General features: G+C 62.4%; 10 protein-coding genes and 2 tRNA genes. 5 read left to right on the top strand and 7 right to left on the bottom strand.

Features of this window, described 5'->3' with window-relative positions:
- Window position 1: 1 nt before the first annotated feature.
- Window positions 2-4,096 (bottom strand): phosphoribosylformylglycinamidine synthase, encoded by a 4,095-nt coding sequence (purL, locus tag KHO31_RS06500; protein ID WP_201079402.1) that lies wholly within the window; start codon window positions 4,094-4,096, stop codon window positions 2-4.
- A 293-nt stretch (window positions 4,097-4,389) separates the two neighbouring features.
- On the opposite strand from purL, the gene KHO31_RS06495 reads away from it, so the two are divergent.
- The 3 genes from KHO31_RS06495 (at window position 4,390) to pgi (ending at window position 9,444) form a co-directional block, all read left to right on the top strand.
- Window positions 4,390-5,697, top strand: a complete 1,308-nt coding sequence (locus KHO31_RS06495) for an FAD-dependent oxidoreductase (protein WP_201079404.1) — start codon at window positions 4,390-4,392, stop codon at window positions 5,695-5,697.
- Between the two features lie 226 nt (window positions 5,698-5,923).
- Window positions 5,924-7,549, top strand: a complete 1,626-nt coding sequence (locus KHO31_RS06490; RefSeq protein ID WP_211622915.1) for an NAD(P)H-hydrate dehydratase — start codon at window positions 5,924-5,926, stop codon at window positions 7,547-7,549.
- A gap of 272 nt (window positions 7,550-7,821) precedes the next feature.
- Window positions 7,822-9,444, top strand: coding sequence for a glucose-6-phosphate isomerase (gene pgi / locus KHO31_RS06485; protein WP_211622913.1), 1,623 nt, complete (start codon window positions 7,822-7,824; stop codon window positions 9,442-9,444).
- A gap of 179 nt (window positions 9,445-9,623) precedes the next feature.
- Here pgi and KHO31_RS06480 read toward each other — a convergent pair whose 3' ends face one another.
- Window positions 9,624-10,310, bottom strand: coding sequence for an ABC transporter ATP-binding protein (locus KHO31_RS06480; RefSeq protein WP_201084445.1), 687 nt, complete (start codon window positions 10,308-10,310; stop codon window positions 9,624-9,626).
- On the opposite strand from KHO31_RS06480, the gene KHO31_RS06475 reads away from it, so the two are divergent.
- Window positions 10,309-11,013, top strand: coding sequence for an arylesterase (locus tag KHO31_RS06475; RefSeq protein WP_201084444.1), 705 nt, complete (start codon window positions 10,309-10,311; stop codon window positions 11,011-11,013). The genes KHO31_RS06480 and KHO31_RS06475 overlap by 2 nt on opposite strands.
- Window positions 11,014-11,131: 118 nt before the next feature.
- Entirely contained in the window at window positions 11,132-11,473 is a 342-nt protein-coding gene (locus KHO31_RS06470; protein ID WP_201084443.1) for a hypothetical protein, read from the top strand.
- Window positions 11,474-11,610: 137 nt separating this feature from the next.
- On the opposite strand, the gene KHO31_RS06465 is transcribed toward KHO31_RS06470, so the two are convergent.
- From KHO31_RS06465 to lon, 5 genes are all read right to left on the bottom strand, one after another.
- Entirely contained in the window at window positions 11,611-13,548 is a 1,938-nt protein-coding gene (locus tag KHO31_RS06465; protein ID WP_211622911.1) for a SurA N-terminal domain-containing protein, read from the bottom strand.
- An 87-nt stretch (window positions 13,549-13,635) separates the two neighbouring features.
- A tRNA-Asp gene (locus tag KHO31_RS06460) sits at window positions 13,636-13,712 on the bottom strand.
- A 55-nt stretch (window positions 13,713-13,767) separates the two neighbouring features.
- Window positions 13,768-13,843: transfer RNA gene (locus KHO31_RS06455), tRNA-Val, on the bottom strand.
- Between the two features lie 135 nt (window positions 13,844-13,978).
- A complete protein-coding gene (locus tag KHO31_RS06450; RefSeq protein ID WP_007585907.1) occupies window positions 13,979-14,251 on the bottom strand; it encodes an HU family DNA-binding protein in 273 nt (90 codons plus the stop codon).
- A gap of 342 nt (window positions 14,252-14,593) precedes the next feature.
- Window positions 14,594-17,023, bottom strand: a complete 2,430-nt coding sequence (gene lon / locus KHO31_RS06445; RefSeq protein WP_201082662.1) for an endopeptidase La — start codon at window positions 17,021-17,023, stop codon at window positions 14,594-14,596.
- Window positions 17,024-17,102 lie beyond the last annotated feature (79 nt).

Here is a 17,102-nt window from a genome sequence, read left to right as displayed (position 1 = left end):
ATCACCCCAACCAGCGGCGTGCGTTCTGGAACACGCGCAGCCACGGGCTTGCGTCCGTGCTGCCCTCACCCCAGCCTTCCGGATGCCAGCTCATCTGCACCGCGCGATGCACGCGCTCGGTGTGCGGCATCAGCACGCTGAAGCGGCCATCAGGCGTCGTGACCGACGTGATGCCGTCCGGCGAACCGTTCGGGTTGAACGGGTACTGCTCCGTTGCCACGCCACGATGATCGACGTAACGCATCGCCACCGCTACCTTCGACGCGTCGCCTTGCTGCGAGAAGTCCGCGTAACCTTCGCCGTGCGCGATCGCCACCGGAATGCGCGAGCCTTCCATGCCTGCGAAGAAGATCGACGGCGAAGCCTGCACTTCGACCAGCGAGAAGCGCGCTTCGAATTTCTCCGACTTGTTGCGCGTGAACTTCGGCCAGGCTTCGGCGCCCGGAATCATCGACGCGAGGCTGCTCATCATCTGGCAGCCGTTGCAGATGCCCAGCGCAAACGTGTCTTCACGGCCGAAGAACGCGGCGAACATATCGGCCAGTTGCGAGTTGAAGCGGATCGCCTTCGCCCAGCCTTCACCGGCACCCAGCGTGTCGCCGTACGAGAAGCCGCCGCACGCCACCGCACCGGCGAAATCCGCCAGGTTGGCGCGGCCGGCCAGCAGGTCGCTCATGTGGACGTCGTGCGCGTCGAAACCGGCGCGATCGAATGCATAGGCGGTTTCGAGGTGCGAGTTCACGCCCTGCTCACGCAGGATCGCAACACGGGGGCGTGCGCTCTTGCCAACGAACGGTGCGGCAACGTCTTCCGAAGGATCGAACGTGAGGATCGGCGAGATGCCCGGATCGGCGGCGTCGGAAAGCGCGTCGTATTCGGCATCGGCGCAAGCCGGGTTGTCGCGCAGACGCGAAATACGCCAGCTCACTTCGCTCCACGCGCGATGCAACTCGGTACGCGGTGCGTCGTAGATCTTCTTTGCGTCGCGATAAATTTCGATCGTGTCGCGCTCGTTGATCTTGCCGATCACGTGCGAGCATGCCGCCAGGCCGTGTTCGCGCAATGCGCCCAGCACCGCATCGCGGTCCGTCGCGCGCACTTGAATCACGGCGCCGAGTTCCTCGGTAAAGAGCGCGCGGATCGTGCGGTCTTCACGGCGGCCGCTGGTCTGCTTCGCCCAGTCTTTCGCGTCGCCGTAGTCGGATTCGTGGTTCGGATCGAGCACCAGCATGTCGACGTTCAGCGACACGCCGACGTGACCCGCAAACGCCATTTCGCAAACCGTCGCCCACAGACCGCCATCTGAGCGGTCGTGGTACGCGAGCAGCTTGCCGTCGCTATTGAGCGACTGGATCGCAGCGAAGAAACGCTTCAGATCCTCAGGATCGTCGACGTCCGGCACCGTATCGCCGACCTGCTGCGTGACTTGCGCGAGGATACTGCCGCCCAGACGATGCTTGGCGCGGCCGAGGTCGATCGCGATCAGCACGGAGTCGCCCACACCATCCGCTCCGCTCGCGCGGCGCAGTTGCGGCGTGAGGTGCTGACGCACGTCTTCGACCGGCGCGAATGCCGTGATGATCAGCGAGACCGGCGCGACCACTTCCTTCGCAACGCCACGGTCTTCCCACTTGGTCCGCATGGACAGCGAATCCTTGCCGACCGGAATGCTGATGCCAAGCGCCGGGCACAGTTCCATGCCGATGGCCTTGACCGTGTCGTACAGCGCGGCGTCTTCGCCCGCTGCGCCGCACGCGGCCATCCAGTTCGCCGACAGCTTGAGCTTATCGAGCGACGCGATCGGCGCCGCCGCGATGTTGGTGACCGCCTCGCCGACCGCCATGCGGCCCGATGCCGGTGCGTTGATCACGGCGAGCGGCGTACGCTCGGCCATGGTCATCGCTTCGCCGCGGAAACCCGCGTAGTCCATTGTCGTAATCGCGACGTCGGCCACCGGCACTTGCCACGGGCCGACCATCTGGTCGCGCGCGGTCGTGCCGCCCACCGAGCGGTCGCCGATCGTGATCAGGAACGACTTGCTGGCAACCGTCGGGTGACGCAGCACGCTGACCGCGACTTCCGACAACGTGATGCCGGTGACGTCCACCGGTTCGAGTCTCTGCTCGACGCGCTTCACGTCGCGATGCATGCGCGGCGCCTTGCCGAGCAGCACTTCCATCGGCATGTCGACCGGCTCGTGTGCGGCGCCGTCATTCGCTTCGGAGTCGATCACCTTCAACTGACGTTCGGCCGTAGCCGTGCCGACCACCGCGAACGGGCAGCGCTCACGCTTGCACATCGCCTCGAAAGCCGGCAGATCGGCCGGCGCAATCGCCAGCACGTAACGTTCTTGCGCTTCGTTCGACCAGATTTCGCGCGGCGACAAACCGCTCTCTTCCAGCTGGATCTTGCGCAGATCGAAGATCGCGCCCTTGCTGGCGCCGTCCACCACTTCCGGGAACGCGTTCGACAGACCGCCCGCGCCCACGTCGTGGATGCTCAGAATCGGGTTCTTCTCACCGAGTTGCCAGCACGCGTTGATGACTTCCTGCGCACGGCGCTCGATTTCCGGATTGCCACGCTGAACCGAGTCGAAGTCGAGTTCAGCCGTGTTCGTGCCGGTCGCCATCGAGCTCGCGGCGCCGCCGCCCATGCCGATACGCATACCCGGGCCGCCGATCTGGATCAGGAGCGACCCTTCCGGCAGATCGTGCTTGTGCGTGTGCTGATCGGAGATATTGCCGATGCCGCCAGCGATCATGATCGGCTTGTGATAGCCGCGCACCAGACCCGCGACGTTCTGCTCGTACGCACGGAAATAGCCACCCAGATTCGGCCGGCCGAATTCGTTGTTGAACGCGGCGCCGCCAAGCGGGCCGTCGATCATGATTTGCAGCGGCGATGCGATGCGGTCAGGACGGCCATATGCTTCGTGCTTGTCGTCCGGGTTCCGGTGTGCCAGCGGTTGCGCGGCATCACGGGCGTTTTCCCATGCTTCGACGCCGTCCGGCAATTCCAGATTCGACACCGTGAAGCCCGCCAGACCCGCCTTCGGACGCGCACCGCGACCTGTTGCGCCTTCGTCGCGGATTTCGCCGCCTGAGCCGGTCGAGGCGCCCGGGAACGGCGAGATCGCGGTTGGGTGGTTATGCGTCTCCACCTTCATCAAGGTGTGCGTCAGTTCGACGTTGCGGCGGTAGTGCTCGGGCAATTCGCTTGCACCGAGGTCAGCCGGCGTTCGCGGGAACCAGCGCTCAGCCACGCCACCGGCCATGATCGCCGAGTTGTCCGAATACGCGACGATGGTGCCTTGCGGGTTCAGCTTCTCCGTGTTGCGGATCATGTTGAACAACGAGATGTCCTGCTTCTCGCCGTCGATCGTCCAATCTGCATTGAAGATCTTGTGACGGCAGTGTTCGCTGTTCGCCTGCGCGAACATCATCAGCTCGACATCGGTCGGGTTGCGGCCGAGTTTCGTGAAGGCGTCGACGAGGTAGTCGATTTCGTCGTCGGCGAGCGCGAGGCCCAGTTCCGTGTTTGCCGCTTCCAGCGCGACGCGGCCCTTGCTCAACACGTCGACGGTTTGCAGCGGCTTGGCCGGCAGTTCGTCGAACAGATGCAGTGCGTGATCGCGCGAAGGCGACACGCTTTCGGTCATGCGGTCGTGCAGCGCTGCGGCGACGGCTGCCCGTGCTTCGTCGGTAAGCGCCTTCTTGCCGCCCAGCAGACCGCTTTTCAGCGTGACCGTGTATTCGACGCCGCGCTCGATGCGGCGCACCTGCGTGAGACCGCAGAGGTGAGCAATATCGGTTGCCTTGCTGGCCCACGGCGACACCGTGCCGAAGCGCGGCACCACGAGGAACGTGTCGGCCGTGCCGCGCTCTTTGGTTTCTTCGAGCGGATCGCCGTAGTGCATCAGCGCTTCGATCTTCGCGTTATCTTCCGCGGACAGCGGCGTTTGCGCGTTGACGAAGTGCAGATATTGCCCCCGCACGCCAGTGATGTTGGCGTCGATGCGCGTAAGCGTGTCGAGCAGGCGGGTTTGACGGAAATCGGAAAGGGCCGAAGCGCCGGGGAAACACGAGAAGTGGGCCATGGACTTGACGGTGCGTCGCTAATGATGCCGATGAGTGATGCCGATGAGTCGCGCGTGAAGGCGACGTGAGGCGGAAAGGAAGTCCGGGATTATACCCCGGGAACGGGCCGCCAACGGGCTTCGCACCAGGGTTTTGGCGGGGTTTGCGTGGCCGGTCTGTCGGTTTGACTGCTATCATTCGCCCTTTCACCAGATCGGCGCGAGTGGCCTGAGCAATGCCGGGCAGCGCGCCGCATGCCACGCTTAACGGGAACGCTGTGCTTCGGCGGCCCGCCGGCAAATCGAATCAGATCATGGATGTCATCGTCATTGGCGGCGGGATTGTGGGCGTCGCCACCGCTTATCAACTGCGCGCGGCCGGCCACCGGGTATGTGTCGTCGAGCGCCACGCAACGGTCGCGCAAGGCGCGACCTATGGGCACGGCGGCACCGTCTTGCCGACCCCGCTGGATGTCTGGTTCGGCCCGACCTTCATGGCGAGCCGTCAGGGCGCCAAAAACGGTGTGATCAGCAAGGCCGGCTTTAACGGGCCGGCGCGCCAGTTCGTCAAGCAGCTAGCCGCTTTGCAGGAGCCGGAGGCGTTCAGCCGCCAATATGGGCGGCTGCGCCCGCTGATCGAAGCCTCGCGTGACGCGATGGCCGACATCGAAGCGCGCTTCGGGCTGGAATTCGAACAGGCGAGCGGCCTGCTCTATCTGGTGCGTTCCGAGCAGGAATGGCAACAGACACAGACCGCGCTCGATCTGCTGCGCCAATACGAAGTACCGCACCACGTGCTGACCCCTGCCGAGTGCGCCGCGTTCGAGCATTCCGTGCGGACCGAACCGGAATTCGCCTGCGGCGTGCTGTTCGACCACGAGCGCACGGCCAACTGCCCGCTTTTCGCGAAACTGATCAAGCAGACCCTGGATACGCAGGGCGGCGTGCAATTCATGCTGGGCTGCGAAGTCTCGGCGATCCGCCTGGAGGGGCAGCGCGCCGCAGTGGAACTGGCGCCGCGGCCGGGCGCCAACTCCACCGCAACGCGCTCACGCGAAGTCGACGTGATCAACGCCGACGCAATCGTCGTCGCCGCCGGGCAAGGCAGCCTGCCGCTGCTGGAACGCCTGGGGCTGCGCTTGCCGCTGCATCCATTGCGTTTGCATAACCTGGTGGCGCCGATTGCGCATGAGGAATGCGCACCGCACGTCGCGATCGTGGATGCGGTCAAGCGGATCACGATCAGCCGTATGAATCATCGCCTGCGGATTGCGGGTGGTGCGGTTTTGCAGGGCGCCGGCCAGATCGACAAGCCGCTGGGTGAGGCGTTGACGAAAGAAGCCCTGGCGCTGCTGGGCCAGGCGACTCACGACTGGATCCCGGGCGCTGCCCGAATCTCTGCCGCCCTGCCGTGGGAGGGCGTAAAACTGCTGTCGCCGGACGGAATGCCGGTGATCGGTAACGCGCTTCATCCGCGCCTGTTCGTCAACGCCGGCCACGGGCCCGCCGGCTGGGGCCTCGCATGCGGGTCGGGCAAACTGATCGCCGACCTGGTCTCGGGCAACACCCCCGACGTCCCGGCGGACACCCTGGCTGCGCTGCGCGCGGACCGATTCCAGTAAAGGGTGGGCCCGCTCTGGAGCGGGCCGAACGCGGCACACGCGGAGCAAGGCGGCGCCGCTTCGCGACGGGCAACGCCAATCAGACCCAAGCAGGCCAAATCCACGCCAATCAGGCAAAAACACGGCCGGCACAGGCCAAGACGGCGCGCGCCCGAAGCATATCGGCACTAACATAGTGGCTCCTAAAGCTTCTTCACCTTGCCCAAGGTGAACTCCAAGCCTCGCCATGACTGTGCCCGAATCCACGCTCCCGACCTTAATCAGCCCGCGAAATCGGGCGTTGCCGCTACTCACGCTAACCGACCTGCGGATCCTTGAGACCCAGGCCGCGGCAGCACTGCCTCAGCACACCCTGATGGCCCGAGCCGGCAAAGCCGCCGCGAGCTATCTGCAAGAGCGGATCACCCGCGACACGTCGACTGAAAAATCGAAGCACAAGGTATGGCTCGTAGCAGGCCCGGGCAACAACGGCGGCGACGCCTTGATCATGGCCGCGGAGCTGCACCAGGCAGGTATCGCCGTAGACCTTTGCATGCCGCTTGAAGTCAAGCCGGACGAAGCCCGCTGGGCGCTCGACACCGCCCGCGCGGCAGGCGTAGCCATTTCCTCGACACCGCCGGCTTCGCTGGAAAGCTATACATGGCTGGTGGACGGCATGTTCGGCATCGGCCTGACCCGCCCCCTGGAAGGCATCTTTGCCAGCATCGCCCGCCAACTCTCGCAACGCACGAAAGCAAAGTCCAAACGAGGCGGCGTTCTGGCGCTCGACACGCCAAGCGGCCTCGACAGCGACACCGGCACGGTCGTCGGCGAGAGACGGGATCAAGGCGCGGGCCGAAGCGACAACCAAAGCGACGGTGCCGCGGTCCACGCGACGCACACGATCACCTTCATCGGTGCGAAACCCGGCCTCTTCATGGCGCAGGGACGCGATCTCGCCGGCGCGGTAACGGTGGCGCCGATCGGTGTTGACAGCACCACTCGCACGGCCGTGCAACTCAACGCGCCCGAGCTTTTCGCCGCCTTCCTGCCGCCGCGCGACTTCGCCACCAACAAGGGCACTTTCGGCAGCCTCGCCGTGGTCGGCGGCGACACCGGCATGTGCGGCGCGCCGATCCTCGCGTCGCGCGCGGCGCTGTACACCGGCGCGGGTAAAGTGCACGTCGCCTTGCTCGGCGACGGCGCCCCGCCCTACGATCCGCCGCATCCCGAGCTGATGCTGCATGCGGTCGACGACTTGCCGCTCGACAAGATGGACGCGCTTGCCGTCGGCTGCGGCATGGGTCTGCGCGATCGCGCCACACTTCTCATGCACAACGTGTTGCCACTCGACGTGCCCAAACTGTTCGACGCCGACGCCCTCAATCTGATCTCGACAGACCCGTCGCTTGCAGCCGAAGTCACCGCGCGCGGCGTTCAAGGCGATCCGTGTGTGCTGACGCCGCATCCGCTGGAGGCCGCGCGCCTGCTCGGCATCGATGCGCCGAGCGTGCAACGCGACCGCCTCGCCGCAGCGCGGGCACTGGCTGCGCGCTTTGCCGGCGTGGTGGTGCTGAAAGGCACAGGCACCGTCATCGCGGCACCGGACGGCCGCGTCGCGATCAATCCGACCGGCAATGCGGCACTCGCGACAGGCGGCACGGGCGACGTACTCGGCGGCATCATCGGCGCATTTCTCGCCCAGCACCTGCCGCGATACGAAGCCGCGCTGGCAGGCGTCTACCTGCATGGCCTCGCCGCCGACACGCTGAGCGCGCAGGGCCACGGTCCGGCGGGTTTGACGGCGGGCGAACTCGCCCCGATGGTGCGGACTTTGCTTAATCGTATGTTCTATCCGGCGACGGCTGAATGAACCAACTCATCCCACAGTGTGCCTGGGACGCCCAAACCGCTGCCACCTGTCACGCAACGCCGTTATACTGATTGACCGCGCCGCGCGTCAGGTCATCGCGGGTTGCGGCGAAACTTCAGCAAGCCGGTTCGATCGTAAGGCAAGCTCGCGAAGCTTCACGGCAACCCACCGCAACCCGGCCGCGCGGCATCGCTCTAACAGCATCGTTGCATCATCCTCGGCAGCGCTTCACGCGCGCGCCTTTCTTCGTGCCCCTTCGTTAGACGGACGCTATGACGCAGAACTCGCTCCCCTCCTGGTCCTCGCTGCAAACGCATTACGAGAAGATTCGCGATGCGCACATGCGCGACTGGTTCGCCCCCGAGAACGATCCCGCCCCTACCCGTGCTGAGCGCTTTGCGTTCGCGGGCGGCGGTCTCGCGGCCGATTTTTCGAAGAATCGCATCACCGACGAAACCCTGAAACTACTGGTGCAACTCGCGCGCGAAGCCGGCGTCGAGAAACGCCGCGACGCGATGTTCGCGGGCGAGATCGTGAACCCGACCGAAGGTCGCGCCGCATTGCACACCGCGTTGCGCGCCACCGATCCGAAAGCACCGTTTCATGCGCAAATTCAGGCCGAACGCGCGAAGATGGCCGCGTTCGCCGACCAGGTCCGCAGCGGTGCGTGGACCGGCTACACCGGCAAGCGGATTCGCTATGTCGTGAACATCGGTATCGGCGGCTCGGACCTCGGGCCGAAGATGGTCGTGCACGCACTGCATCATCTGGCCACGCCGGAGATCACCACGCACTTCGTGTCGAACGTGGACGGCGCGGATCTGTACAACGTGATGCAGATGATCGATCCCGAACAGACGCTCGCGATCATCGTCTCCAAGACCTTCACGACGCTCGAAACAATGACCAATGCGCGCTCGTTGCGCGACTGGTTCATCGAGAAAGGTTGCCCGGAAAGCGCGCTGGCGAAGCACTTCGTCGGCGTGTCGGCCAATCCTTCTGAGGTGGTCAGGTTCGGCATCGCGAAAGAGAACGTGTTCGAGATGTGGGACTGGGTCGGCGGGCGTTATTCGCTGTGGTCGGCAGTGGGTCTGTCGATCATGATTGCGATCGGCCCGCAACAGTTCGGTGAACTGCTGGCCGGTGCCAACGAGATGGACCAGCATTTCCGCGACGCGCCGCTTGAGAAGAATCTACCCGTGCTGCTCGGCATGATCGGCATCTGGTATCGCAACTTCTTCGGCTCGCAAAGCTATCTGGTCGCGCCGTATTCGGAAGCGCTGCATTTCCTGCCGTCGTACCTGCAACAACTCGAGATGGAGAGCAACGGCAAGTCGGCGCGCCTGGATGGCGTGATGGTCGACTATCCGACTGCGGCTGTGACCTGGGGCGAACCAGGCACGAACGGACAGCATGCGTTCTTCCAGATGCTGCACCAGGGTCCGACCATCGTGCCGATCGACTTCGTCGCCGTGTTGACGCCGGAGCATCCGCTTGTCAGCCATCATCCGAAGCTGCTGGCGAACTGTTTCGCGCAAAGCGAAGCGCTGATGCTGGGCCGCACGCTCGAAGAAGCGAAGAAGGTCGCCGGTGCGGACAAGCCGGAACTGGCGCCGCATCTGGTGTTTCCGGGCAACCGTCCGACGAGCACACTGCTGGTCGATGCGCTCACCGCGCGTTCGCTCGGCGCATTGATCGCGTTGTATGAGCACAAGGTGCTGGTGCAGGCGTCGGTGTGGGACATCAATCCGTTCGATCAGTGGGGCGTCGAGCTCGGCAAGATTCTCGGCAAGGTCGTCGAGGCGGATCTGACGGCGGCAAGCGTCGATGAGAAAAAGCATGACTCGTCGACGTCGGCGTTGATCGCGCGGGCGCGGGCTGCGCTGAAGCGCTAAGCGTGAGCGGCGCGCTTGCTTGCGCCGCAAATGCTGATCGTTCAACCGTGCACTTAGGCGTGCCTTTGCGCCCTGTTCGATGCGTTGAGTTGCGTTGGCTGAAATGAAGAGCGGGCCCTTGCGGCCCGCTTTGCTTTTGTGCGCTGGTACGAATGATTTCGCGCGCGCGAGCGGCACGCTTAAGCCAGACGACCCGCTTCGATCGTCACCGTCGTATCGCAGCGGCGCGCCAGCTCGATGTCGTGCGTGACAAGGATCAATGTGGCGCCGTTCGCGCGGTTCATCTCGAACATCAAATCGATCACCGCGCGACCGGTGGCGGCATCGAGACTGCCAGTCGGCTCGTCGGCAAACAGAATCGCCGGACGCGTAACGAACGCGCGCGCGAGCGCAACCCGCTGCTGTTCGCCGCCCGACAGCAGCTTCGGATAGTGCCCAGTGCGCTTATCGAGCCCTACCTGCTCCAGCAATCCGCGAGCGCGCGCCGCAGCCTCGCGCGTGCCGATGCCGCCTTGCAGTTCGAGCGGCAAGGTGACGTTTTCGAGCGCCGTCAAATGCGGCATCAGTTGAAACGACTGAAACACGAAACCGACCGAGCCGCTGCGCAACGCCGCGCGCTCGTCTTCGCTCAGTTCGGTGAGTTCGCGGCCGAGCAGCCGAACCGAGCCCGAACTCGCGCTGTCCAATCCTGCGAGCAAGCCAAGCAGCGTAGACTTGCCGGACCCGGATGCGCCGACGATTGCCACGCTGCTGCCGGCATCGATAGCAAGATCGATGTCCTCGAGAATCGTCAGTTCGCCCGTTGCATCCTTAACCTTCTTGCACAAACCCCGCACTTCAATGACTGGATCAGTTTTGTTTAGCATGGTGAAGCGTAGGTTGAAAGTGCGCGCCGCAGCGTCTTGTGCGCCGGCGCTGACTACGGCATTCGGCTCGGCCCTGCTGGCCGCCGCCCTGTTTTCGCTGCCCTTCCCAGCCCATGCGGCCAACACGCCCGAACAGACCAGGCCGGTGATCGTCGTACTCGGCGACAGCATCTCGGCCGAGTACGGCTTGCCCCGTGACACCGGCTGGGTTGCCTTGATGCGCCAGCGCCTCACCGACGAGCGAATCGATTATAGCGTCGCCAATGCAAGCATCAGCGGCGACACCACCAGCGGCGGCCGGGCCCGCTTGCCGGCGCTTCTGCAGCGCCTCAAGCCGAGTATCGTGATCGTCGAACTCGGTGCCAACGATGCGCTGCGCGGCGTACCGCTCTCCACCACCGAAGACAATCTGCGTACGATCATCGAGCAGGCTCAACAAGGCCATGCGAAGGTCGTGCTGGTTGGCATGTATGTTCCACCCAATTACGGCCCCGACTACACGCAAAAGTTCCACGGCCTGTACGGCGAACTCTCGAAGCAATTGCGCGTGCCGCTGGTGCCCTTCCTGCTGGCCGGCATCGCGGACAAACCGGACATGTTTCAGGCGGACCAGATCCATCCCACGCAGCAGGCACAACCCGTGCTGCTCAACAACGTGTGGCCGGCTGTCAAGCCACTCCTTCGCACAAGTTCGCCGCACTGAAAAGCTCGCTAACAACTTGTTTCCGGTAATTGGGGAGCGCGGATCGCCAAGGTCGCTTCGACACTTTCGCAATCCCGCGTGACCCGGCTCGATTCTGAGCGACTTCTGAGGAGATAACGTGAAATATTTACCGTTAATCGCTTTGACCGTGGCAATTTCTGCATGCGCCGCTCAACCGCCTGTTGGCGTCCAATCCGTGGGCCAAAGTCAGCAACCGCCAAAGGCCGTCGCTACGTGCATCGCGCATAAATGGGCCGATAGCTCGCAACAGCAAGTCGTGTCGCAAGACATCATGGCTAACGATCAGGCAATGGACGTCTATGTACCAGGTCAGCAGCCGCCAAACGGCGCAGCGGCCGTGGTGCGGCCGTCCTACAGCGGCCCGGGTTCGTGGGTCGGCTTCCGCGCCAATGGCGCTGCAGGCAGCGATGCCACCAGCTCGATCAGCGCTTGCCTCTAAGCGGCTGACGGCATAAGACGCCGCAACCTGAAGTAAACCGTTTGACGCGCTTGCACTCGTCAAATGAAAAAGCCCCGCAATTTTGCGGGGCTTTTTTGTACTGCGTGCTTTACTTGCTTGTGCTCTCGCGCCGGAACTTACTCGCCGTTCGCTTGTGCGTTGCTGCTGTCGAGCGAACCGTAGAATTTCACCTTCGAACGGGCACGCAGCGCTTCGACGTAAGCCTCCGCCTCGGATTGTGCATCGACTTGTGCAATCTGCTGCTGCGCAGCAACCAAACGCTGCGGATCGATCGGGGCAGCCGCAACAACCGAGTTCACGCGATAGATCGCATAGCCGTCGTCGCCGAGATCCACGCCGACGTAGGCAGGTAGCTTTTGCGCGTCCGCTTTGTAGATTGCACTCAATGCAGCCGGCGGCACGCCCTGCGCGTCATTGCGCGAAACCTTCAGCGGCGACGAGAAGCCCGTTGTGGCCTTCGACTTGTCGAACTCCGCCAGCTTCGCGATGCCATCCTTGTGAGCGGCCTCGTTCGACTGAACCGCGATCACTTTCTGACGCACTGCGTCCTTGACGACATCGAGCGCCGGCACGGCCGCAGCCTTGTAATCGGTCACATGCGCCGCGATCAGCGTGTTACCGCCAACGTCGATCGCTTGCGTGTTGTTGCGCGCGGTGACGGCATCGTTTGCGAATACGGCAGCGAGGAACTTCGCATTGTTCAGCGGGCTGTCAGGCGGCAGCTTGGGATCCGGCTGCGGCGTCACCGTGGCCGTTTGCAGTTGCAGCTTGTACTTGTCAGCGGCGGGCTGCAGGCTCTTCGCCTTCTCGTAGACGATCGACGTGAAGCCGTCCGAGTCGTCGCTGAATGCTTTGCTCGCCAGTTGCGTCTTCAGGTCTTTCGCGATCTGATCTTTCACTTCGTCGAACGGCTTTGTGACTGCCGGCTTCACGTCCGTCACCTTGACGATGTGATAGCCGAAGTCAGTTTGCACGATGCTGCTGACTTCGTCTTTCTTGAGACCGAACACGGCGTCGTCGAACGCCTGGCCGCCGGCGATCATGCCGCGCCCGAAGTAACCCAGGTCGCCGCCCTTCGACGCCGAACCCGGATCCTGCGAGTCCTGCTGCGCGATCTGCGCGAACTGATCCGGATGCGCCTTGACCTGCGCGAGCACCTCTTCGGCCTTCTGCTTCGCTTTGGCCTTGTCAGCCGCGCTTGCATCTTTCGGCGCGGAGATCAGGATGTGGCTCGCGCGCACCTGGCCGTCCGTACGGTAATGCGCGATGTTGTCGTCGTAGTACTTTTTCAGGTCGGTGTCGCTCGGCTGAATGGCAGCAGACAACGTTGCCGGCGACATCACAAGGTACTGGATCGTTGCCGTGGCCGGCGTGGCGAAGTCGTTGCGATGCGCGTCGTAATACGCTTGCAGTTGCGCATCCGTAGGTTGCACCTTCGCGGCATAGTCACGCGGATGGAATGCAATGCCTTGCACTTCGCGCTGCTGTTCGGCGAGCTCGGTCAGATGCTGTGCGAGGGTCTTCGACGTGAAGGCACTGCCTTGAATGCTGGCAGGCAACTGCTGCGTGGCGAGGCCGTAACGCACACGTTCGTCGTATTGATCGGGCGTCATGCCCTGCATCGCAAGCAACTGCTTGTAACGGTCAACGTCGATTGAACCATCAGGATTCTTCAGCGACGAGATCACCGGATCGTTCAGCAGCACACGACGAACCGCGTCGTCGGATGCGGTCAGATGCAGGCGCTGGGTTTCGTCGGCCAGCACACGCTGCTCGATCAACCCGTCGAGCATTTCGCCACGACGCGCCGGCGTATCGAATGACTTCATGTCGAACTGCGCACCGAGCATTTGACGGGCGCGGTCGAGTTGCTGACGCATCGCGTCGTCGTACTCTGCGCGAGTAATCTTGTGACCGTTGACGCTGGCGACGTTTGCACTTTCGTCAAAGAAGCCGCGAAAACCTTGAATACCCACAAAACCCAACCCCGGCACAATGACGAGGATGAGCATGAACATCATCAGGCGTTTGTGATTGCGGAAAAAATCGAGCATGCGTGAACGAGTGCCAAAAACAGAACGCCCGATCTTACAACAGCGGGCAATAAAAAAGGCGAACCGGAGTTCGCCTTTCGAGGATACTGGCGGAGTGGACGGGACTCGAACCCGCGACCCCCGGCGTGACAGGCCGGTATTCTAACCGACTGAACTACCACTCCTTATACTGCGCTTAACTACTACTGCTAAGCAGAACCACTGAGCCGAATCTGAAACTGGTGGGTGCTGAGAGGCTCGAACTCCCGACCTACGCCTTGTAAGGGCGCCGCTCTACCAACTGAGCTAAGCACCCGTTTCGCGATTCAGTGTGCTTCTGCTTTTGCTGCCCGATTCATCAACTTGCGCATCAACTAATGCGACACCAAGTCACGCAGAATTCGCCGCACTTCTTTCTAACGAATCTGCAATTCATCAAGCAGCAAGCCCATTAGTTTAGCGCATCCTTCAGAGCTTTGCCAGGCCTAAATTTAGGAACCTTCGCTGCCTTGATCTTGATGGCAGCGCCAGTGCGCGGATTGCGTCCCGTACGCGCCGTGCGCTTGCCCACGGCAAATGTACCGAAACCCACCAAAGTCACCGAACCGCCCTTCTTCAACGTACCTTTGACCCCGCCGATCACCGCATCCAGTGCACGGCCGGCCGCGGCCTTCGAAATATCGGCTTGCTGTGCAATGTGATCGATCAATTCCGTTTTATTCATTCCAACCCCCGAGAATATTTATGGCAATCGTGACGGCGCTCTATAGCACCTGGCATCACGCGGCTGGCGGGTAACGCCGAGCCGACTCATTAGAATTGGCCGAAACCCTTGTGTCAAGCGGGATTGAGCCTGATTAGAGCGGTTCTGGAAGGCACTTCTTATAACCAAATCTTGCCGCAAATCGATGCACGCACAACCAGTCGGCAACTGGAAACGCCCTTTGCTCAAAAGGTGGGATTGTGCGCGTTTCAGACGCGCCTTCCTGCACCTTGCCTGCAATAAAAAACCCGCGGCCAAGGCCGCGGGTTTTAATACAGCAAACAGCTTTCGCCGCTGACTACCTTAGTGCTTCACGACTTCCGTCGCACCGGCGTCTTTGCCAGGTTCAGCCGCTGCGACAGCAGGCGCAGCCGGCTTCGGCTCTTCGTCCGGCAATGCCTGAGGCACACGTTCGAGCGCCAACTCGAGCACCTTGTCGATCCACCGGACCGGCACGATTTCGATCGCGTTCTTCACGTTGTCCGGAATTTCCGTCAGATCCTTGACGTTTTCTTCCGGAATCAGCACCAGCTTGATACCGCCGCGATGCGCTGCCAGCAGTTTTTCCTTCAGGCCGCCGATCGGCAGGACTTCGCCACGCAAGGTGATTTCGCCCGTCATCGCGACGTTGGCGCGAACCGGAATACCGGTCAACACCGACACCAGCGCGGTCGTCATCGCGATACCGGCCGAAGGACCGTCCTTCGGCGTCGCGCCTTCCGGCACGTGGATGTGAATGTCCTGCTTCTCGAACGCTTCGTCCTTGACACCCAGACGGCGCGAACGCGAGCGAACCACCGAGCGCGCGGCTTCGACGGATTCCTTCATCACGTCGCCCAGCGAACCCGTGCGGATCACGTTGCCCTTGCCCGGCATCACTGCGGCTTCGATGGTCAGCAGATCGCCGCCCACTTCCGTCCACGCAAGACCCGTGACCTGACCAACCTGATTTTCCTTGGCGGCCAGACCGAAGTCGTACTTGCGCACGCCGAGGAACGTGTCGATATTGCTAGCGTCGACCGTCACCGCGCCTTCCGCCTTCTTCAGCAGAAGCATCTTCACAACCTTGCGGCAGATCTTCGAAATCTCACGCTCGAGCGAACGCACGCCCGATTCACGCGAGTAGTAACGAATGATGTCGCGGATCGCGGATTCCGTCACATCGACCTCACCATCCTTGAGGCCGTTGTTCTTCTTCTGCTTCGGCAACAGATAACGCTGCGCGATGCTGACCTTCTCGTCTTCCGTGTAACCAGACAGACGGATCACTTCCATCCGGTCGAGCAACGGCGGCGGAATATTCAGCGAGTTCGACGTCGCCACGAACATCACGTCCGACAGATCGAAGTCGACTTCGACGTAGTGATCGGCGAACGTGTGGTTCTGTTCCGGATCGAGCACTTCCAGCAGAGCCGACGACGGATCGCCGCGGAAATCCTGCCCCATCTTGTCGACTTCGTCGAGCAGGAAGAGCGGATTGCGCACGCCGACCTTGGTCAGGCTTTGCAGAATCTTGCCGGGCATCGAACCGATGTACGTACGACGGTGACCGCGAATCTCAGCTTCGTCGCGCACGCCGCCGAGCGCCATACGCACGAACTTGCGGTTCGTTGCGCGAGCGATCGACTGACCCAGCGACGTCTTACCGACACCCGGAGGCCCAACGAGGCACAGGATCGGCGCTTTGACCTTGTCGACACGTTGCTGGACCGCGAGATACTCGAGAATGCGTTCCTTCACTTTCTCGAGACCGAAATGGTCTTCGTCAAGCACGCGTTCCGCATTCGAGAGGTCGTTGTTGACCTTGCTCTTCTTGCGCCACGGCAAGCCGATCAGCGTATCGATGTAGTTACGCACGACCGTCGCTTCAGCCGACATCGGCGACATCAGCTTGAGCTTCTTCAGCTCGGAGTCGGCCTTCTTCTTGGCTTCCTTCGGCATGCGGGCAGCCGTGATGCGCTTCTCGAGTTCCTCGAGATCCGCACCTTCTTCGCCTTCGCCCAGTTCCTTCTGGATCGCCTTGACCTGTTCGTTCAGGTAGTACTCGCGCTGGCTCTTCTCCATCTGGCGCTTCACACGCCCACGGATGCGCTTTTCAACCTGCAGGATGTCGATCTCGGCTTCGAGTTGCGCGAGCAGATGCTCGAGGCGCTCGATGACCGGGAACATTTCGAGGATGTGCTGCTTCTGGTCGAGCTTGAGCGGCAGGTGCGCCGCGATCGTATCGGCCAGACGGCCAGCCTCGTCGATGCCCGACAGCGATGTCAGGATCTCCGGCGGGATCTTCTTGTTCAGCTTCACATACTGGTCGAACTGCGACACAATCGCGCGGCGCAGCGCTTCAGTTTCAGCGCTGTCGGCGTGGTCGGGTTCGAGCGGCATGACTTCGCACGAAAACTGCGTTTCCTGCTCTTCGATGGAAAGCGTTTTCGCGCGCTGCAAGCCTTCGACGAGCACCTTAACGGTGCCATCGGGCAGCTTCAGCATTTGCAGGATGTTGGCAACGCACCCTACTTCGTACATGTCCTTTTCGGTCGGCTCATCTTTCGCAGCCGTTTTCTGGGCGACGAGCATGATGTGCTTGCCGCCTTCCATCGCTGCTTCGAGAGCCTTGATCGACTTCGGGCGGCCTACGAAGAGCGGAATCACCATGTGCGGGAAGACGACTACGTCGCGCAGCGGGAGCAGCGGGAGCGTAATGCGTTCCGGCGGAAGGAGTTGGGTTCCTGACATTTCATTTCCCCATGAGTGGAATCAGTTCGTTCGATAGGTGAGGCCAGCAGAAAAGATTGCAAGCCTCCGCGTGTGGGAA

Origin of the sequence: Paraburkholderia domus (genome assembly GCF_905220705.1) — a bacterium.
In the GTDB taxonomy this organism is placed as follows: domain Bacteria; phylum Pseudomonadota; class Gammaproteobacteria; order Burkholderiales; family Burkholderiaceae; genus Paraburkholderia; species Paraburkholderia domus.
This window is presented reverse-complemented; position numbering and strand designations above follow the sequence as displayed.